This is a genomic window from Frigoribacterium sp. Leaf44 (assembly GCF_001421865.1).
GTDB lineage: Bacteria > Actinomycetota > Actinomycetes > Actinomycetales > Microbacteriaceae > Frigoribacterium.
The window spans coordinates 505,077-524,708 of the sequence record NZ_LMLG01000001.1; the positions used below are offsets into that span (position 1 = coordinate 505,077).

Annotated in this window: 15 protein-coding genes; 8 read left to right on the forward strand and 7 right to left on the reverse strand. The window is 66.9% G+C overall.

Annotated features, from left to right (window positions below):
• The first annotated feature begins 3 nt into the window (after window positions 1-3).
• The 5 genes from ASE87_RS02375 to ASE87_RS02395 all read left to right on the forward strand — a co-directional run bounded on the left by ASE87_RS02375 (window position 4) and on the right by ASE87_RS02395 (window position 4,914).
• Window positions 4-234 carry a hypothetical protein gene (locus tag ASE87_RS02375; RefSeq protein ID WP_043594374.1) on the forward strand — a complete coding sequence of 77 codons (231 nt, stop codon included), beginning with the start codon at window positions 4-6 and terminating at the stop codon, window positions 232-234.
• Window positions 231-1,391: a hypothetical protein gene (locus ASE87_RS02380; protein WP_056225642.1), complete on the forward strand. Its 1,161-nt coding sequence runs from the start codon at window positions 231-233 to the stop codon at window positions 1,389-1,391. The genes ASE87_RS02375 and ASE87_RS02380 overlap by 4 nt, the downstream gene beginning before the upstream one ends.
• A gap of 9 nt (window positions 1,392-1,400) precedes the next feature.
• Window positions 1,401-2,012 carry a dTDP-4-dehydrorhamnose 3,5-epimerase family protein gene (locus ASE87_RS02385; RefSeq protein ID WP_043594370.1) on the forward strand — a complete coding sequence of 204 codons (612 nt, stop codon included), beginning with the start codon at window positions 1,401-1,403 and terminating at the stop codon, window positions 2,010-2,012.
• Window positions 2,013-2,016: 4 nt separating this feature from the next.
• Window positions 2,017-2,880 (forward strand): glucose-1-phosphate thymidylyltransferase RfbA, encoded by an 864-nt coding sequence (rfbA, locus tag ASE87_RS02390; RefSeq protein ID WP_043594368.1) that lies wholly within the window; start codon window positions 2,017-2,019, stop codon window positions 2,878-2,880.
• A 498-nt stretch (window positions 2,881-3,378) separates the two neighbouring features.
• Window positions 3,379-4,914 (forward strand): glycosyltransferase, encoded by a 1,536-nt coding sequence (locus ASE87_RS02395; RefSeq protein ID WP_162235848.1) that lies wholly within the window; start codon window positions 3,379-3,381, stop codon window positions 4,912-4,914.
• Between the two features lie 41 nt (window positions 4,915-4,955).
• On the opposite strand, the gene ASE87_RS02400 is transcribed toward ASE87_RS02395, so the two are convergent.
• The 6 genes from ASE87_RS02400 to ASE87_RS02425 all read right to left on the reverse strand — a co-directional run bounded on the left by ASE87_RS02400 (window position 4,956) and on the right by ASE87_RS02425 (window position 13,066).
• Complete coding sequence (locus tag ASE87_RS02400; RefSeq protein WP_056225648.1) at window positions 4,956-6,050, reverse strand: glycosyltransferase family 2 protein; 1,095 nt, start codon at window positions 6,048-6,050, stop codon at window positions 4,956-4,958.
• Window positions 6,051-6,089: 39 nt separating this feature from the next.
• Complete coding sequence (locus tag ASE87_RS02405) at window positions 6,090-6,959, reverse strand: glycosyltransferase (protein ID WP_056225651.1); 870 nt, start codon at window positions 6,957-6,959, stop codon at window positions 6,090-6,092.
• Window positions 6,960-7,081: 122 nt separating this feature from the next.
• A complete protein-coding gene (locus ASE87_RS02410; protein ID WP_043594359.1) occupies window positions 7,082-8,233 on the reverse strand; it encodes a glycosyltransferase family 1 protein in 1,152 nt (383 codons plus the stop codon).
• Window positions 8,234-8,235: 2 nt separating this feature from the next.
• Window positions 8,236-9,480, reverse strand: coding sequence for an ABC transporter ATP-binding protein (locus ASE87_RS02415; protein WP_056225654.1), 1,245 nt, complete (start codon window positions 9,478-9,480; stop codon window positions 8,236-8,238).
• Window positions 9,481-9,503: 23 nt separating this feature from the next.
• Complete coding sequence (locus ASE87_RS02420; protein ID WP_043594354.1) at window positions 9,504-10,430, reverse strand: ABC transporter permease; 927 nt, start codon at window positions 10,428-10,430, stop codon at window positions 9,504-9,506.
• Window positions 10,431-10,510: 80 nt separating this feature from the next.
• Window positions 10,511-13,066 (reverse strand): glycosyltransferase, encoded by a 2,556-nt coding sequence (locus ASE87_RS02425; protein ID WP_056225657.1) that lies wholly within the window; start codon window positions 13,064-13,066, stop codon window positions 10,511-10,513.
• A 107-nt stretch (window positions 13,067-13,173) separates the two neighbouring features.
• Between ASE87_RS02425 and ASE87_RS02430 the strand changes: the two genes are divergently transcribed.
• Both ASE87_RS02430 and ASE87_RS02435 read left to right on the forward strand, forming a co-directional pair.
• Entirely contained in the window at window positions 13,174-14,232 is a 1,059-nt protein-coding gene (locus tag ASE87_RS02430; RefSeq protein WP_056225660.1) for a glycosyltransferase family 2 protein, read from the forward strand.
• Window positions 14,233-14,386: 154 nt separating this feature from the next.
• On the forward strand, window positions 14,387-16,432 hold the full coding sequence (locus ASE87_RS02435) for a hypothetical protein (RefSeq protein ID WP_157489647.1): 2,046 nt from the start codon (window positions 14,387-14,389) through the stop codon (window positions 16,430-16,432).
• A 125-nt stretch (window positions 16,433-16,557) separates the two neighbouring features.
• Here the strand turns inward: ASE87_RS02435 and ASE87_RS02440 are convergent, their stop codons facing one another.
• The gene (locus ASE87_RS02440; protein WP_056225666.1) at window positions 16,558-18,051 is read right to left on the reverse strand and encodes a DUF2142 domain-containing protein; all 1,494 of its coding nucleotides are present in this window, start codon (window positions 18,049-18,051) and stop codon (window positions 16,558-16,560) included.
• 201 nt (window positions 18,052-18,252) lie between these two features.
• On the opposite strand from ASE87_RS02440, the gene ASE87_RS02445 reads away from it, so the two are divergent.
• Window positions 18,253-19,566: a lipopolysaccharide biosynthesis protein gene (locus ASE87_RS02445; protein WP_157489648.1), complete on the forward strand. Its 1,314-nt coding sequence runs from the start codon at window positions 18,253-18,255 to the stop codon at window positions 19,564-19,566.
• Window positions 19,567-19,632: the final 66 nt, after the last annotated feature.

Genomic DNA, 19,632 nt, shown 5'->3' on the forward strand with positions numbered 1-19,632 from the left:
AACATGATCGTCCTGCTGTGCACCGGATCGTTGCCGGGGGTCGGGAGCGGCTACGTCTGCGTCGTCGCCCCGCGAATGCTGAAACACGTCCTGACCGAGAGCACGGTGACGGCGCTGCGGTCCATCGGTCAGCCACCCAGGGCCGTCAGCGCTGCGGCGTTCCTCGACATCCTCACGTCGTTGTCCATCCCGCACTCGGCTGTCACGTCCGGCGCCGACTACTCGGCGAGGTGACGGAGCAACGCCGCTCCGTGTTCGGTGCGGTCGTCTCGCGCGTCCTGAGGCAGAGGAGGGCGAACGTCCACCCCGTCGACGACGCCCCAGCATTGCGGCTCGGATACGTCGTCCTCGGCGCGGCGGGCGTCCATCCGGGGTCCGCCCACATCCGGGTGACCCGCCGGGTCAACCGCGAGGTGGTGGCGGGTCGCATGTCGGCTGAGCAGATCGACCCGTCGGCGGTCGCATCTGGCGAGAAGGGGCTTCCCTACGACGTCGTCCTCGTCCAGAGGGATGCCGTCCCCGCCTCGGCGAGCGCGCTGTTCTTGCAGGCCGTTCGCGCATCCGGAGCCCGTCTGGTCGCCGAGGTCGACGACGACTTCTTCAGCGTGGACGCGCGTCGGCGTCTCGTGCGTGCCGAGTACGACGAGGCCCGGATCGACTCCGTCGAGGCCGTCGTGAGAGCGGCGGACGCCGTGATCGTCAGCACGGAAGCCCTCGCCCGGGTGGTGAGGCAGTTGGCGTCGGAGGTGGTGGTCGTCCCCAACGAGCTCGACCCGGAGTTCTGGGGCGGCGAACCCGGCCCGACGTCTCCTCGGGAGCCGTGGACCGGAGGGCGGCCCGACGCGGACGGTCGGGTCCATGCGCTGTACATGGGGTCCGCGACACACCAGGACGACCTCGAGCTGCTGCGACCGGTCTTCGACGGCCTGGCCACGAAGGACGGGCGCCCGGTCGTGCTCGACGTCGTCGGCGTCACGGGCGGAGACCCCGGGTGGTTCGAGCGTGTGGACATCCCGGAGGGCCATCACCCCGAATTCGTCCGGTGGATGCGGGGTGAGTCCGGACGATGGTCGGTGGGCCTGGCGCCGTTGGCCGACGATCCGTTCAACACCTCCAAGAGCGACCTGAAGTTCCTGGAGTACACGATGTTGGGACTGCCGACGGTGGCATCGAGATCGACCAGCTACGCCACGGTGCCGGATCACGGCGGGCGCACCGCATCGAGCACCGACGACTGGCGTCGTGCCATTCTGGCCGCCGTGGACGAGGGGCCCTCCGAAGCGGCGGCGTCGTACGTGAGCGGTCACCGCCTCCTCGGTTGCAGCACGACGTGGGCCGACGTGCTGCGTCGTGGCCGGACGGCTCGCCCGTCCTCCCCACCGGCTTGCTAGGCTTCCCGGGTGCAGATCCGCGAACTGAAGATCCCTGACAGCTACGAGATCACGCCGAAGATGTTCGGTGACGATCGTGGCGTGTTCCTCGAGTGGTACCGCTTCGACCGTCTCGCAGAGGTCGTCGGGCACCCGATCGACCTCCGGCAGGCCAACACGTCGGTGTCCCGACGTGGCGTCGTGCGGGGCATCCACTTCGCGGACGTGCCTCGCGGACAGGCCAAGTACGTCACCGCGACGCACGGCGCGGTGCTCGACTACGTCATCGACATCCGCGTCGGATCGCCGACATTCGGTGAATGGGACTCCGTCCTCCTCGACGACCGTGACCGTCGCGCCATCTATCTCTCCGAGGGGCTGGGGCACGCGTTCGTCGCGCTGACGGACGACGCCACGGTCAGCTACCTCGTCACGGACACGTTCAATGCCGAGCGTGAACACGGCATCGACCCCCTCGATCCCGAGATCGGTCTGGTCTTCCCGCCCGAAGCAGGCGAGGCGCTCCTCTCACCCAAGGACACCGATGCGCCGGGTCTCCGCGAGGCAGCCGACGCCGGACTCCTGCCCACCTGGGACGACATGCGTTCGTTCTACCGAAGCCTCGATTCGAAGGAGGTCTGAGCGCATGAAGGGAATCATCCTCGCCGGCGGCTCCGGGACCCGTCTCTGGCCGATCACCAAGGGCATCTCGAAGCAGTTGATGCCCATCTACGACAAGCCGATGGTCTACTACCCCTTGTCGACGCTCATGATGGCCGGAATCCGCGAGGTCCTCGTCATCACGACCCCGGAATACAACGACCAGTTCCGTGCCCTCCTCGGTGACGGCTCGCAACTCGGCATGCACATCGAGTACGCGGTCCAACCGTCACCCGACGGTCTCGCCCAGGCGTTCGTCATAGGCGAGGAATTCATCGGGGACGACAGCGTCGCGCTCGTGCTCGGAGACAACATCTTCCACGGCGTGGGGCTCGGCTCGAACCTCAAGAAGAACGCCGACGTCGATGGGGCGACGATCTTCGCGTACCACGTCTCGGACCCCAAAGCGTACGGCGTCGTCGAGTTCGACGAGTCGTTCAGAGCGGTCTCGATCGAAGAGAAGCCGGCCGTCCCCAAGAGCAACTACGCCGTCCCCGGGCTCTACTTCTACGACAACCGCGTCGTCGAGATCGCCAAGACCATCGAGCCCAGTCCTCGAGGTGAACTCGAGATCTCGACCGTGAACGAGCGGTATCTCGAGGCGGGTCACCTCCAGGTGCAGGTCCTCGACCGGGGAACGGCGTGGCTCGACACCGGCACGTTCGAATCCATGATGCAGGCCTCCGAATACGTGCGGGTGATCGAAGATCGGCAAGGCCACAAGATCGGCTGCATCGAGGAGATCGCCTGGCGGAACGGTTGGATCGACGACGAGCACCTCGCGTCCTTGGCCGCCCCTCTCGCGAAGAGCGGATACGGGGTCTACCTCCAGAAGCTGATCGCCGAGTAGCTCGTGCTTCACGGAGTCCGTCGGCAGGTCGCGAGGGTCCTTCGACTGGCTTCACGCGGTGTCGAGCATCCTCGTCGGACCGCGTCCGAGGTGTCGGCGTTCGTTCGTGGTGCGGCGTCGGCCGGGGCAGCCCCGATCCTGGCCCCCGATGGAGAGCCCCCGAGACACGTCGCCGAGCCCCTCGCCGACGGCCCTCAGCCGGGCGTCCGAGAGGACCTGCTGGAATCGATCGTCGATCTCGTGGTGACGATCGATGTGGACGACCTCGAACGACGTCCGGACGTCGTCGAGGAACTCGCCGGATTGGCGTCCGAGGCGACATCCCGGGGTGTGGTCGTCACCGCCGTGGTCTATCAGGTCGAAGAATCAGTCGGACGCACGCATGTGCTCCCTCGTCTGCCCGAGGCACTTCCGCTGGTCGTGCCGCACGTCATGCGGGGTTGGTCGGCAGGGGTGGGACAGGTCCTGCCTCATCTCACGGGTACGCGGACGGTCGTCGTGGATTCCACCGTGAAGGCGGACGTCAGGGTGGTCCTCGGGCTCGCGGACGAGCTTCGAGGGGGAGTGGCGCTGGCGCAGGCGGTGCTCAGGCATCCCAACGAGACGATCGTCAGCGTGGGGGCCGTGTTCGACATGCCTCTCAGCGCCCCCGGGTCCTTGTTGGGCGGTTTCCCCCCGGAGGACGCCGAAGCCCTGGGAGTCGTCGACATCATGGCCGCGGACCGTCCAGCGTTCGCCGTGAGGACCAGGCATCTCGTCGTCCCGCCGGCCACGACGGACGTCCCCCTGGCCGTCACGGCATTGTCGTTGTCCGTCTCCGCACGGGCCTCCCTCTCGGAGCCCGGGAGCGACCGCGTGGTCGCCGTTCCGCTCGGCCGCGTCTACCAGGCACGGGAGCCCGCGCGTCGTCTCGACGTGATCGCTCAAGACCTGCTGCAGGTCTGGGCCACCCTGGTCGACGGTCGATCGCCCGTCGTGCTCGCCGCTGCGGGATTCCGGCTGGGGACTCCTTCCGTGCAGCCCGCGGGGGCCGTGCCGGCGAGGGTCACCCGGCCCCGCATCGAGCGCAGGGACGGTGTCTCCGTCGTCGAAGGAACTCCTCGTCTTCGCTGGTCCATCAAGACCGCCGCCTGGGCCGGGGAACGCGGCGACGACTGGGGAGACGTCTTCTTCGCACGCGATCTGGCAGAGGCTCTTCGTGGTGCGGGCCAAGAAGTCGTCATCGACAATCGGGAGTCGAGTGTCCGTCCCGAGTCCGAGCATCTCGACGATGTCTCGCTCGTTCTGCGAGGTCTCGACCGAGTGCCGCTCAACCCCTGGGCGATGAACGTCCTCTGGGTCATCAGTCATCCCGATCGCGTGTCCGACGTCGAATTGGCCGGGTACGACTTGCGCTACTCCGCAGGGCCCCGGTGGGCCCAGAAGACGGCACGACGAACGAGTCTTCCGATCGAACCCTTGCTTCAGGCGACCAACCCCTCGCGATTCCATCCTGGTCCGGTCGACCCCGGCCTGGCGTCCGACGTCCTCTTCGTCGGCAAGACACGCGAGGTCTTCCGGCCCGTCGTGCGAGACGCCGTGGAGGCGGGCCTGGACCTCAGCGTCTGGGGCGAAGGATGGACACGGTTCATCTCGGATGAGCACGTCCGCGGCACGTTCCTGTCCAACGACGAACTCGCCGTTGCCTACCGAAGTGCGCGACTCGTCCTCAACGACCATTGGCGAGACATGGCTCGAGAAGGATTCATCTCGAACCGGTTGTTCGATGCCGTCGCATCGGGAGCTGCGGTCATCAGCGACGAGGCCGAAGGCCTGGTCGACGTGTTCGGGCCCGCCGTCAGGACCTATCGCACCGTCGAGGACCTTCGCCGCCTCTCGCAGCATGCGTGGGTGGATGACGTCGGCGCTCGCGCCTCGTCAGCCGCGGCCATCGCGAAAGAGCATTCCTTCGCTCGTCGTGCCTCGGTCCTCGTGGACGACGTCCTCCGTGTCGTCACCGAGAACGGACGTGACGCATCACGCGACCGACGGTGACCCGACGGCCTTCGTGACGTCGAACACCCGAACCGTCGCCGTCAGCCGCGTCTGAGTCGATTCGCGATGGTGTCGGTCAGGCGGACGACCTTGCGTGACGTGATCGCCGCGACCTCGCGTTGCAGAGCCGCGACTTCGTCCGTGAGTTCCCGCTCTCGGGCACGGCGTTCGTCTTCCAGACGATCCAGGACGGACTGCAGTCGCGCGACGTCGTTCTCGAGCCGGACCTGGGCCCGACCCCACCCCGCGAGTTCCTCGGCCCTCTCTACCGGGATGGGGACATCCGGCTCACCCAACGCGATCCCCTGACGACGCAGGAAGTCCGGCAGGCTCGTGTCCTCGGTGAACGGACCCGTTTCGGCCTCGTCAGCGGAGATGTGGCGAGCGGCGTAGAACGGCAACAGGACCCCCTGGCCGAGACGGGCCCAGTCCCTCATGCCGTGGTGGTTCGGACTGGGGCGGAGGTCGGGATTGGCCTCGTACCCAGCTCCGGCCATGCTGACCTTGTGCTCGAACTGGTGCCACGAACGCCACGGTAGGTGGAGCACCTCGAGTGCCAGCGCGTCCGGCGGCGAACCTGTGCTCGCGATGCTCACGAGATGATTGCCCTGGACGACCGTGACGTCAGGTCGGCCGACGTGGACGGCGTTCGACGTGGGCTGCGCGAGGACGCCGACGTGCCTCAATTGATCGTTGTCCCGTTGGTCACGCCAGACGAGCCGATCCCAGCCGGCGCCGCTCTCTGCGACGGGTCCGACCATGTTCACGACAGGAACACCGAACGAACCGAGCCCTTCGTCGAGCCGTGAGAAGACATCCGCGAGGGTGAGAGACCGATCGACGGGCATCAGGAACTCGTCGGCATCGGCGTTGATGACCCAGTCGGCGCCATGGACCGTCGCAGCTTCCCTTGCCATGGCGGTGACCACGGTGCCCTGCTGCTTCCGGTGGACTGGATCATGGTGGAGGGTCAAGACACCGGACTCGGCGAAGGACTGGAGGATCTCAGCGGTTCCGTCCGTGGAGGCGTTGTCGGTCACGATGATCACGTCGACCCCCTGGGCGAGGTGATACTCCACCCACTGGCGGATGACGTCGGACTCGTCTCGGACCATAGCGGTGACGGCCAGGGTCATGTTGTTCTCCAGTCGGGTCGGGTCGGGTCGGGAGGGCGTTCAGCCGTGGAGACGAGCTCTGATGCTCAGACCCGCACGCAGGGCTACGCGCAGGGGCCAGAGCCACCAGGCGGAGTACTTGGTCGAGAGGAACCGGTAGGCGCTCCGGTGGTGTTCGCGTCGCATCGCATCGGAGGAATCACGAGTGGCGTGGGCTCCGACATGGGTGACCACGGCAGAGGGTTGGTAGACGTTCACGTAGCCCGCACGACCGATCCTCCATCCCAGGTCGACGTCCTCGAAGTACATGAAATAGCCGGAATCGAACCCGTCCAGATCGTCGAGGACATCGCGAGGGAAAAGAACGCACGCGCCGGAGAGCCATCCGACCTCACGAGTGCCCGTCGCGGCATGTTCCTGGTGGTAGCGCTGTGTCCAAGGGTTCGACGGCCAGACGTTGGCGAAGAGAGCGTGCCCGAGCCCGGTCCGCAGCGAGGGAACGGCTCGAGCCGACGGGTAGACCGAGCCATCCGGTTCCAGAACGGCGGGCCCGACGGCGCCGGTCCGGGGATTCGACTGAGCCGTCTCGACGAGGACGTCGAGTGAGCCGGGCGACAGGACGACGTCGGGGTTGGACACGAGAACGTACCGCACCGTCTCGGGGAGGGTCGCCAGAGCCGCGTTCGCCGCAGTGCCGTAGCCCGCATTGAAACCGACATCGAGGAAACGGGCGCCTGCGCTCTCCGTGGTCAGACGTGCAGCGTCCGCGTCTGTCGACTGGTTGTCGGCTACGACGACGAGGACCCCTGCGCCGAGTGCGGACGCCTGCTTCGTCGATTCGAGGAACGTGGCGAGGTGGTGGCCGGAGTTGTAGCTCACGGTCACGACCGCGAGCGTCGGCGCGAGGCGGTTCGGAATCTCGTTCGTCATGATCTCTTCTGGTGATGGTCGGCCGGGGCGGGCCGCCGGACGCGCGTCCTGACGACTGGTCGCCGACCGGCGAACTCGGCATCCTCTTACAGTCTGGCATGGACGCGAGGGCGTCCCCCGACTCAGACGGATGGCCTTCCGGCCGTCGTCGCCCAGCTCCGTCGATGGACGACGGCACACGCTTCCCATGTGAACCCGGATGACCTCGTGAGAGCTGCGGCAGCCAGTCGACGACGCCGGCCTGCGTCGGCCAGGAGTTCGCGCAGACCCCCTTCGATCCCGTCGACGTCCGGCTCGCAGTAACTCACGGCATCGCCTCCGACCTCGGGCAGGGCCAGCCGACGGGTCGTGAGGACGGTGGCCCCCGACGACATGCCCTCGAGTACCGGCAAGCCGAAACCCTCGCCGGTGCTGGGGTACACGACGATCGTGGCTCCTCCGAGATAGGACGGAAGTTCGGCGAGTGGCAAGTAGCCGACGTAACGAAGGGCCGACCCCGGCTCGTCACCGGCCGCTTCCAGGAGTCGACGTGCGTCCTCGTCCCAACCGAGACCCCCGGCGACCAGCAGCGGGGGCGTCGATGCGTCGGCGGCGGAGAGCCTCCGATGGGCTTCGACGAGCGCAGGCACGCTCTTCCGAGGCTCGACCGTGCCGAGGAAGGCCAACCACCCGACCTCGGTCGAGAGTCCGTGAGCAGCGGCGAACGAGGCCACCTCGGTGTCGAGAGGCTGACGGAACACGGACGGGTCGACACCGTGATGGGCTACGGAGACCGGCCCACGAGCCCTTCCCGCCCACGTCGTCATCTCGGACGCCGTGGCCGCGCTGGGGGCGATGGAAGCAGCAGCCCATCGTCGTCCGAGGCGGATCCACGTCGAGAAGAAGATGCGCTTGCTTGCGGCGTGGTCGTGGGGTGCGCTGAAGAAGGTCGCGTCATGGACCGTGACGACCACTTTTCGTCGGGCGAAGAAGGGGAACGTGTAATGCGGCGAATGAATGACGTCGACCCTGAGGCGCCTCGCGAGGATCGGAAGACCGATTTGTTCCCAGAGCAGTCGCAGCGGGCGTGACGACACCGACGGCGGTGCCTCCAGCACGTGGTGACCAGGTGCTTGGTCGAGGAGCCAGGCACGGTCCGACGGTTTGACCACCACGTTGACCGTGACACCGAGATCGGTCAAGCCCCGGAGAAGCCCCGCGATGTACCGAGCCACGCCCCCCTTGTTCGGTGGCAAGGACGTGGCATCGACGAGGACGGGGAGGATGCTCGTCATTGTCAGGCGCTGAGAGCTCTGACCGTGGCGTCGACCCTCACCACGCCCGAGGCGTGATCGTCGTCGGCCATGACGAACCGAGCCGCCTGGCGCTGGATGGCGATGTGTGCTCCGTTCGGCTCGGCCATGAAGCTGTGCACGAAGTAGGGGCCTCCACCGAATTGGATGTTGTCGAGCCGGTATTCGACTGCAGCGGTACCGCGCAGGGGCTCGTGGTCGAGTCCGAGCATCCGGCTGTCGGTGCCGTACACCTGCGTGCCGAGGTTGGTCTCGATCTTGAAACCCGAGTGCCACCGCTCCAGCGGAGTGGTGTGGCTGAACTCCATTCGGACCACGAGCGTGTCGCCCGGTTGGAACTCCTCGCCCGGCGCGCGCCCCTCGGCGCGGACCTCGGTCGCCGTGACGTGCCCTGGTGTCGCTTCGACGTCGGGAGACTGCGCCTCTGCTTCGGCTACCCGGCGACCCTCGAGGATGTCTCGGAAGTTCTTGACGGCGTCGGCCGCCGATCCCTGGAACATCACCTCGCCCTTGGAAAGGACGACGGCACGATCACAGAGCTCTTGGACCTGCCCCAACGAGTGACTCACGAGGATGATCGTTCGACCCTGCTGCTGGAACTCCCGGATCTTGTCGAGACACTTCCGCTGGAAGGCCTCGTCGCCGACCGCCAGCACCTCGTCCACCAACAGCACGTCGGGATCGGTGTGGATCGCCACGGCGAAGGCCAGGCGGACGTACATGCCGGACGAATAGAACTTGACCTGGGTGTCGATGAAGTCCCCGATCCCCGAGAACGTGAGGATGTCGTCGAACTTGTCCTCCGTCTCGGCCTGGCTGAGGCCCAGGATCGAGGCGTTGAGGAAGACGTTCTCCCGGCCTGTGAGGTCGGGGTGGAAGCCTGCTCCGAGCTCGAGCAAGGCCGCCAGTCGACCTCGTCGTCTGATCGACCCGGAGGTGGGCTCGATGATGCCACCGATGGCTTTCAACAAGGTGCTCTTGCCGGACCCGTTCGGTCCCAGCAGCCCGATGGTGCTGCCAGCGGGGATCTCGAGCGAGACGTCGCTGAGGGCCCAGAACTCCTCGCTGTTCCGGCGGCCTGCCCGACCGAGGGTGACGAGGCGTTCCTTGAGGGAGTTGTCCTTCCGGATGACGAACTTCTTCGAGACGTTCTCGATCGACACGACGGTCGGCGGGTCGGCCGGGGAGGTGACTGATGCGTGGAGGGGCGACGGCTGGTCCGTGTTCATTGGAGCGGGATGTCCGTTCGTTTCTAGAGCTCTTGGGCGAAGTTGCCCTGCAGCCGGGCGAAGACACGGTGGAACGCGTAGAGGAGGACGAGTCCGATCAAGGCGGCAATGCCCATGCGCAGAAGGAGGTCCTCGGGGTACGACGCTTCGTCGCCCGCGATCCAGAAGGCGCGGTGGAAACCCAGGACCGCGAGGGTGACGGGGTTGTCGGTGTAGAGACCGAGCAGCCACCCACGCCCGTCCGTCAGCGCATTGGAGACCATCGTCCACGCGTAGACGATGGGCGAGGCCCACATGGCGAGCATCAGCAAGACCTCGACCAGGTACTGCATGTCCCGGAGATAGACGTTCAGAGCCGCCAACAGCAGACCGAAGGCCGTGCCGTAGATCAATATGAGGATGACCGACGGGAAGAAATAGAGGACGTCGAGGTGCCAGGGGAACGACCCGGTGACGATCGTGGCACCGATCAAGACGACCATCTGGATGCCGAAGTTGAAGAGGGCGGAGCCGATGCTCGCCAGAGGGTAGATCTCCCGAGGCGTGTAGACCTTCTTGATCAGGCCACCGTTGCTGACGATGGACGACGTCGAGCCCGCGATGATCTCGCTCAGCAGACCGTAGATGGTCAGACCCGAGAAGATGTAGACCGCGAACTCGGGGATGTTGCGGGCTGCTCCGAGGATCTGTCCGAGCACCACGTAGTAGATGATGAGCTGCGTTATGGGGCGGATGAGGGTCCAGAGGAACCCCAGGGCGCTGTCTTTGTAACGCGACTTGAGATCACGGCGGATGAGGAGGTCGAGCAGCTGACGGTGCGCGAGGATCTCGCGGACGATGCCGAACGTGCCGCTGAAGACCTTGGAGGGCTGGCCTGCGACGACCATGGGCTCTGTCGCGAGACGCTGGAAGCGTTCCCCCGAGGTCGTGCTCGGTGTCGTGGTGGTCATGGGCGTGGACCCCTTCGTGGTCAAAACTGAAGCACTATATCCGGTCGACCTGTGCGGACCGGACCAGTCCGGGATGACGGCTATTTGCCGTATCTGCTGGCTCGCATGGTGGCGAGACGGTTCTGGACCTTGTCGCGCAGCACCTGGAGACCGCCGCCGTCCGTCACGTAGTGGCGAGCGAGGGCGATGTCACGAACGACTCCGTGGCGTCGATTGGCGATCTCGTGGAACTTCTCCTCGCTCGACCGCGCCACCTTGCCCCGGAGCGCTCTGACCGTGGTGACCGGGGTGCTCTCCAGCGCGCGATCCGCGGCGACCTGAGGGTCGCGGCAGAACTCGACGAGCGGTTCGAGGGCTTTCTCCCATGTGAAGTCCTCGCGCACCCGTGACACGGCGGCGCGTGTGTCGGCCCGCACCTCGGGGTCGTAGAGCACGGCCTCGAGGGCATCGGCCAGGGCGTCGACGTCGCGCTCGGGCACGGCCACGCCCATGCCCTCGGCTCCTACGAGGTCTCCGAAACTGTCCCCACGAGTCGTCACGATGGGCAGGTTGGCCCACATGTAGTCGAGGATGCGCGTCCGGAAGGAGAACGTCGTCTCGATGTGGTCGTAGTGGGTGCTGACACCGGCATCCGCTTCGAGGAGGTAATTCGACCGGTCGTCGAGTGCGACCCACTGTTCGTTGAAGAAGACGTTCTTGCCGGCGACGCCGAGCTCCGCCGCGAGCTCGCGCGTGCGGGCGACGATGGCCATCTCGGGGACGTCCGGATTCGGGTGGGCCACACCGAGGAAGAAGAGTCGAACGTCGGGACGACGTTCGGCCAAGGCCGCGATCGCGCGGATCAGGGTGAGGGTGTCGAACCAGTTGTAGATGCCACCTCCCCAGATGACCACCTTGTCGTCCTCGCCGATGCCGGGGACCACACCTCGGATCGCCTTGCGGGTGTGCGCCGGAGGAGTGGAATCCATGCCGAACGGGGCGATGGCGATCAGCTTCTCGAGGTTCTCGTCCGCGGCGTAGTTCTCCGGATTGATGCGCCCGAGACCGGCGAGTTGGCCGAGCCAGAAGAGACGCTGGCGTTCGGAGGCGCAGAGGAAGAAGTCTGCTCGCAGGAGTTGCTCGTTGAGCACGTCGGTCGCCGAGGCGACCTGGTTCTTCCACTGGGCCAGCCCCCACTCGCGACCCTGTTCGAGCTGTTCGAGGTGCATGGGGTCGTACAGGTCGGCGACCATGATCTTGTGCGACTTCTTGAGGGTCGTGAAGTGATGGAGGGCGTGACCCTGGAACACGATCACGTCAGCCCACTCTTCGTGGGCCTTCATCTCGTGCTCGTTCTGGAGGCGCACCCGGCTCACCTCGAAGCGGTCCGACTTGCGAGCGGCGACGTTCCAGGTGAGGAGCCGGACGTCGCTGTGCTCAGAGAGGGCTTCGCTGATCTTCCAGGCGCGCATGGCCGGGCCGGCCATCTTCTCGCCGATCGCGTCACCCGTGATGACCAGCACCTTGGTCCGCTGGGTGTGCTCCCGGATGTCGAAGGCATCGACGATCGATCGGAATCCCTCGAGGTAATAAGGGTCACCGAACAGAGGCTTGAAGATGTCGCCGAAGAGGCGGAAGACGTCGGCGTCCGTCTTCGTGCGGCGAGCCTGGAGATCGTCCCTCGCGGCCTGGAGCTCGGGGAGTTCGGCGACGAACTGGTCGAGTGCGAACAGGCCGGCCATGGTGTCCTTCGACACGGGAGTGTCTCGGTCGAACTCGTCCGGGGCGCCCACGAACCGGCGGATGTCGAACATCTCGGAGTCGAGGCCGCTCTTCGCCACCGCCCGTCGTGCGAGCAGGGCGAGCGCTCCCGGCAAGAACTTGGCCAGGCTCTCGTCGGACAGGTTCTTGAAGAGCAACATCAACGCGTTGCGCTCGAGCAGGTACATCTCGCGGTGTTCGCCGAAGCTCTTCATCGAACCGTGGTGCTTGTGGAAGACGATCGACGAGGGAGCGAAGCGGACGCGATATCCGAGGATGTTGAGGCGCCACCCGAGATCGACGTCGTCGTAGAACATGAAGAGCTTCTCGTCGAAGCCGCCCACCTGCTCGAAGACGGCCTTGCGGACGAAGAGAGCGGAGCCGGTGCCGAAGAGGAGGTCCTTGGGTGTGTCGAACGACCCGTCGTCGACCTCGGTGACGCGGTCCTTGTACCCCATGCCGAACCAAGTGAGGCTGCCCTGGACGAAGTCGATCGCCTTGCCGTCCCAGTCGAGGACCTTGCTGCCGACCGCTGCCACGCGGGGGCTCACGTTGAACTGGTCGAGCGCCTCTCGGACCCAGCCCGGGTGCGGTTTGGCGTCGTTGTTCAAGAACGCGACGAACTCGCCCTTGGCTTTCTTGGCGCCCAGGTTGCTGCCGCCCGTGAACCCGAGGTTGTCCTTCGACACCACGATCGTGACGTTGCTCCGGCCGCCGAGCTCGGCCTCGAGGCGTTGACGGCTGTCGTCGCCCGAGCCGTTCTCGACCACCACGATCTCGAGCTGGTCCTTCGGCCAGTCCACCTCGTTGAGACGTGCAACGCATTCGAGCGTGTCGTCCGTACCGCGGAAATTGACGATGACGACCGAGACGACGCTCGACGTGGAAACAGGCACGGTGGGTACTCCAAGGGACGGTGGGGCGGGCCGGAGGGCCCCGCGAGTGCGGTCCCACTATACGAGGGCGTCGCCGACAGCTCTCCTCCCGCTGTCACAATGATCGGATGGACGCATCCGTGATCGTGGTCAACTGGCGTCAACCCGAACTGACCGTGCGTTGTCTCCATTCGCTGATCGGCCAGGACTCCCAGTGGTCGTTCGAGGTCGTCCTGGTCGAGAACGAGGCGCGCCCTGGAGCCGTCGACATCTTCCGGCGGACGTTCCCCGATCTCGTCGTCGTCGAGGAGTCCACGAACGCCGGTTTCGCCGGCGGCGTTCGTCGAGGCATCGAGGCCTCGACCGGGGACGTCGTCGTCCTGCTGAACAACGACGCCGTCGCTGAACCGGGGTTCCTGGACGCCGGCCTCCGGGCGCTGAGCGACGGTGGGGAGACCGTGGCCGCGGCTTCGGCCACGGTGACCCTCGAAGGGCGCTTCGTCCCGTCGGCGTCCCGGGGCGGGCGTGCGCTCGTCGACGGGGAGGGGGTGGCCTGGCGGAGGTCCGACGACGCCGACGCCGTGACCTTGATGAACGGTACCGGGATCGAGCTCGGACCCGACGGGAACGGTCGCGACCGCGACTGGCTACGACCCGTCGACCTCGTCGCCGACCCTGGGGGTCGTCCTTTCGGCTTCTCCGGAGGGGCTGCCTTCCTGCGGCGATCGGCGTTGGCCGCCGTCGGCGGTTTCGACGAGTCGCTCTTCATGTATTACGAGGACCTCGACGTCTCGTGGAGGCTTCGTCTGGCGGGGCAGGAGATCGTCCACGCGGCCTCGGCCCGAGCTGTCCACCGGCACGCGGCCAGTTCGGACGACGACGGTGTTCTCGTTCGCCGTCAGAGCATGAGGAACCGTCTTCTGGTGGTTCTCCGCAACGGATCCTGGGGATTCGTTCTCCGTGTCGTCCTGAGGACCCTCGCGCGCCTCCTGATCGATCTCGTGCGACCGGACACGGCTCTTCTGACCCGACGAGACTGGGCGGCGGTGTCGAGAGGGCTGGTGACCGCGTCACGCTCCGCCGTCGCGGCACGGCGGCGTTCGGGCGTCTCTCGCGCCGATCGCCTTCGGGTGGAGCGGTCGTTGTCCTCCTCGGATGCTGCCCCGTCTTCGGGGGACGTTGCCTGACGAACGGGGTACGTACAGCTAGAGTCTGAGAACTGGTCGGGCTTCGCATCCGACTCCCGCTCGATCGACGAGGCACGCCGCCAGGTAGCGGCGGAGGGAGACGCCTCGACCGCACGCCCCAGGGAGGCCGTCCGTGTCGAGAAGGTTCATCGCGATGGCAGCAGCCATCGCCGTCGCAGCAGGTCTGATGACCGGCCTGGCGTGGGGTTCGTCGTCCCCACCGGCCCAGGCGGTGTCCGGGGCCGACTTCGATCCCGGGAACATCATCTCGGATCAGACGTTCTTCAACGCGTCCGCGATGTCCGAAGCCCAGATCCAGGCGTTCCTGACCTCTCGCATCGGTAACTGCACGAATGCCAACTGCCTGAGTGCCAAGAGGCTCGACACCTCGTCCCGGGGGGCGGACGCCATGTGCGGTGCGTACCAAGGGGCGTCCCAGGAGCCCGTCTCCCGCATCATCGCCAAGGTCGCCCAGGCCTGCGGGATCAATCCCCAGGTCCTCTTGGTGACGCTCCAGAAGGAGCAGAGCCTGGTCACGGGCTCCATCGCCAAGGGGCCGTCGGACGCACGACTCGAGCGAGCCATGGGTTATGCGTGCCCCGACAGTGCCAACGGGGGCTGCGATCCGTCGTTCGCGGGTGTCTACAACCAGCTCTACAAGGCGTCCTGGCAGTTCAAGCGATACGCCAATCCAGCCGGGACGAGCAACTACTTCACCCAGTACGCCCCGGGTGGCAACCGCAACGTCCTGTACAACCCCAATGCCGCGTGCGGTTCGAAGAGCGTCTTCATCAAGAACCAGGCCACGGCGAACTTGTACTACTACACGCCTTACACGCCCAATGCCGCGGCGCTGGCGAACCTCAACGGATCGGGAGACGCCTGTTCCGCCTACGGCAACCGGAACTTCTGGGTCTACTTCAACGACTGGTTCGGCTCGCCGACCGGACCCACGAAGCCGTTCGGCAGCATCGAGTCGCTCAACGGCGGCGTGGGCAAGGTCACGGTGAGCGGCTGGGCCGCCGACCCGAGCACGTCCGCGTCGATCGCCGTCCACGTCTACGTGGGCGCTCAGGGCACGGCGATCCGAGCCGACGGATCGCGGCCCGACGTCGGTGCGGTCTACCCGGCTCTCGGCTCCGCCCACGGGTACTCCGCGAGCGTCGCGGCGTCCCCCGGAACGTGGGACGTGTGCGTCTACGCCATCGGTGTGGCCTCGGGGAACACCTCATCCCTCGGATGCCGCTCGGTGACCGTGCTGCCGCCCAACCCGGTCGGTGTCGTCGACACCCTGGCCGCCGGTCCCGGTCAGATCGTCGTCTCGGGTTGGGCCCTCGACTACGACACGACGGCGTCGATTCCCGTGCACGTCTACGTGGACGGAAAGGGCACCGCACTCGTGGCGAACGAGAACCGGCCCGACATCGGTCGCAACTTCCCCGCGTACGGTGCAGCCCACGGGTTCTCCACCACCCTTGCGGCGACCCCGGGCGCACATGACGTCTGCATCTACGCGCTGAACGTCGGGGCGGGGAGCACGACCACGATGAGATGCTCCTCGGTGTCGGTTCCGTCCGGCTCTCCGATCGGCGTCGTCGACGCCGTCACGGCGTCCAGCGACTCCGTCACCGTGCGCGGTTGGGCGCTCGACCCGGACACAGCGGCGTCCATCCCGGTTCACGTGTACGTCGACGGGGTCGGACGGGCGATCACGGCCGACGCACCTCGAAGTGACATCGCGAGGTCGTTCCCCGCCTACGGAGCCGCCCACGGGTTCTCGACCACGGTTCCCGTCCGGAGCGGTTCGCACGAGATCTGCGTCTATGCGATCAACCAAGGGGCCGGGGCGACCGTCCTGATGCGCTGTCAGACCGTCGTCACGACCAACGCCCCACCGACCGCGAGCAACGAGTCCGTCGTCGGAGTGGCGGGTGGAGTGTCCGTCAAGGGATGGGCCTTCGACCCCGACGCCACCGCGGCGTCCATCCCGGTGCACGTCTACGTGGACGGCAAGGGCACGGCCCTCTCGGCCGACCAGCCCCGGCCTGACGTGAACCGAGTCTTCGGTGTCACGGGCTCGCACGGATACCAGGCCGTCGTCCCGGCTGCGTCCGGACCTCGTCAGGTGTGCGTCTACGCTCTCGACACGGCCGGAGGGACGAATCCGCAACTCTTCTGCGGGCAGGTCATCGTCCCCTGACCGGGTCGGCGCACACACGAAGGGCCAGGGCGATCAGCCCTGGCCCTTCGTCGTCTGCCCCGTGTCTGCGGTGTTCGGGGAAGGGGGTGGCGAGGAACGTCTGGTCTCCCCGCTGCCTCACCGCGTCACGAGGTCGTGACTGGCCTCGCGGTTCTGCCGGCTTCGTCGACGAGAAGGGATGGACGAGCCAGGAACGTGCGGCGCGTCGCCTCGACGCCCACCCCGACGGCGACGACGAGGACCGCCGCCCACAACATCCACGTTCCGGGCGGCTGCCACTCCGGAGCTGCCAACATCTTCCGCCAGCCGTCCGGTGTTCCCACCACGTAACGACGGAGGTTCCAGAGGAACGAGTAGACGTGGAGCGCAGCCAGGAGACCGAGCACGGCGAACGCCAGTCGCCGTGCCCGCGGTTCGGCGAGACCGTTCGGGAAGGCGACGTCCAGGGCCACGCCGGCCGCCACGACGGTGACGGCGTAGAGCGCGAGGACGTAACGGGCCTGCCAGATGAAGCCGTAGTCGAAGGCCGTCGCGCCCTGGACGAGAGGAGGGACCAGCAAGAACGCCGCGAGCACGACGGTGAGGGCCCGTCGACTCGGGCCACGACCGAAGAAGAGTCCTCCGACGACGGCCACGAACACGACCGAGGTCCAGAGGAACACCACCGTCGACGGCACCGGGGTGTCGAGCCAGCCGAAGAGCCCCACGTAGCCCTGGAAGTTCTCGTAGGTCTGGGTGACCATGATGTGGAACGCGGCGGGGAAGGGCGTGCCCGCACCCGGGTTCGGAACCGTGACGTCCAGGCTCTGGGTCGACGCGAGCCAGACGAGGCTGAAGGCCACGCCCAGGCCGATGCCGACGGTCCCGATCCAGAACGCCCGTGAACGGACCAACAGCCTGAGCACACGAAGGTCCGCGAGCGTGGCCACCACGATGACGAGGAGCCAGAGCAGTCCGATGCTCCGCGTGTTGGCGACCGCCACGGCGGCCAGCGCGACCATGACGACGCGGTGAGCCGGGATGCCCTCGTCGATCCGATCCGTGAGGAGGCGCAACCAGCAGAAGAGCATGACGGCCGACGCGATCTCCATGCCGTTCGGGTTTATGCCGGCCATGAGGAAGGTCACCATGGGTGTCGTCGCCGCCACGAAGGCGATGCCGACGAAGCTCGTGCGGCGCAGCTGCGTCAGGGCCACCACGGCGAGTGCGAGCAATGCGGCGCACAGGAGGACGCCGACGAGGCGCATCGCATAGAAGGCGCTCGCTCCGTCCAGCACGAGGCTGGGCAGTCCGACGAATGCATAGTAGACAGGGTTGTAGGAGCCTGCGGAGGTCGTGATCACGGTCGGAGACTCGCCGGAGGGGATCTCACCCTGGCACTCGACGGACACCGCAGGGTTGAAGGCGTAGCAGCGGACGTCGTAACTCTCTGCGACGTACTCGGGCACTTCGACGTTCGTCCAGCCGCCCTGATCGGTTCGTTCGCCGGTCCATTGTCCGCGGACGACGGCAGCGGCGTGGATCGCGTGGGCGGGCTCGTCCGGCACGGCCATGACGGGGCTGCCGAAGACCCAGCTCGTGCCGACCGCCGAAAGGATCAGAAAGGCGCCGACGAACACCTTCAGGGGATTTCGTCGGTGTGTCGCAGGAGGCGGATTCGTCTGTCGGACCTCCGTGGAGGGCGCTTCGGTCGGGGCGCTGTGGGTCATGTGTGAGGGGACTTTCGGTCGCGATGCGTGGCGTTGTGCCGTGTCGATGGTAATGACTCGTCGTCGGCTCCCGGCGCACGCCGTGCCAGCGCTCCCGTAAGCTCGACCCTCGTGAGTGGCCCGGATCGAACGTCTCCCGCTGATGCTTCCTCTCCTTCCACCTCGGTTCTGCTGTCCGCCGCCCTGTCGACGTGGGGAATCGGCGTCCAGGGGCTGTCCCGTCTCGCCTACACCGTCGTGATCGGCGCGGCCTTCGGCACCGAAGCGCTCGGTCACGCGTCGACCCTGCTCTCGTTGTCGATCTTCGCCGCGCTGCTGTGGCCGACCGCCGCGGGCAACACCGCCTCGAGGTTCCTGGCGCTCGCGCTCAGGGGGCGGGTCGACGATCGGCGGCTCAATAGAGCTCTCGGTGCCACAGTCCTCGGATCGGGCACAGTGCTGGCGCTGGCATCCGTGCCGGTCGCCCTCGCCCTCGGCAACTCCCTCCCCGTCGCGCTCTCTTGCGCCTGGCTCGTGATCGGCTACGGGACGTACGCCTACACGCGGGGCGGGCAGCTGGGCAGGCACCGTACTGCGCGTGTCGCCCTCTGGGACACGCTGTCCGCCGCGCTCAGTCTCGGACTGCTTGTCGTCGTGATGGTGAGTGGACAGGGTGGTCTCGTCCTCGTGCCCCTCTCGATCGGCTACACCGTCTTCACGGTGGCGTCGTGGCCCAGGTCGATCCCGGTGCGTGAGGGCGGGATGCAGGTCGCTCCGGACGTCACCCGAGACGCCCTCGCATTCGCGGGGTGGAACGTCCTGGCGGGTGTGACCACGAACGGGTTGCTGCAACTGGCCATGATCACCGCCCAGGTCGTCGAGCCCGGAACGCGAGCCGGCATCTACGCGGCGGCGTTCACCCTGGCCACACCGGCATCCATGCTCGGTCAGGCCGTGAGCCAGATCGTCGTGCCGGCATTCGCGCACCGCGTCGGGGGAGCGACCCTCCGCCAGCGCGGGCCCCTCGCGCTGTTCGCCGGTTTCGCGGCGGTCGCGGCGATCGTCTTCGGAGCGGTCGCCTGGGCGGCGCCGTGGTACCTGCCGTTCTTCTATCCGGCCGAGGGTGCCGAGGCCGTCCCTCTGCTGCGTTTCCTCATGGTCGGTGTCTACGTCTTCTCGATCGGCCTGGTGCCCGCCGCCTTCCTCCTCGCGTCCGGCAGGTCACGCGCCGTCGCGCTGACGACCGTCTCCGGTTTCGTGATGGGCGTGGTCACGATGGCTGTGGCGGCGCCGACCTGGGGTGTCCAGGCAGGCAGCCTCGGCTTCCTGGTGGGCTCCACCATCAACCTCGTTGCCGCCGTCGTCCTGGCAAGCCGAGTTGCGGCGCCCGCGGCGGTCCAGGAGAGCCTCGCCACGACGCCGCCCGACGGCACGTCCGGGCATTGACCGGACGAGGCGGAGGGACGGCCCTGTGCTACCGTCGAGTCCTGTGAATTCGGGGAACGAAGAGAC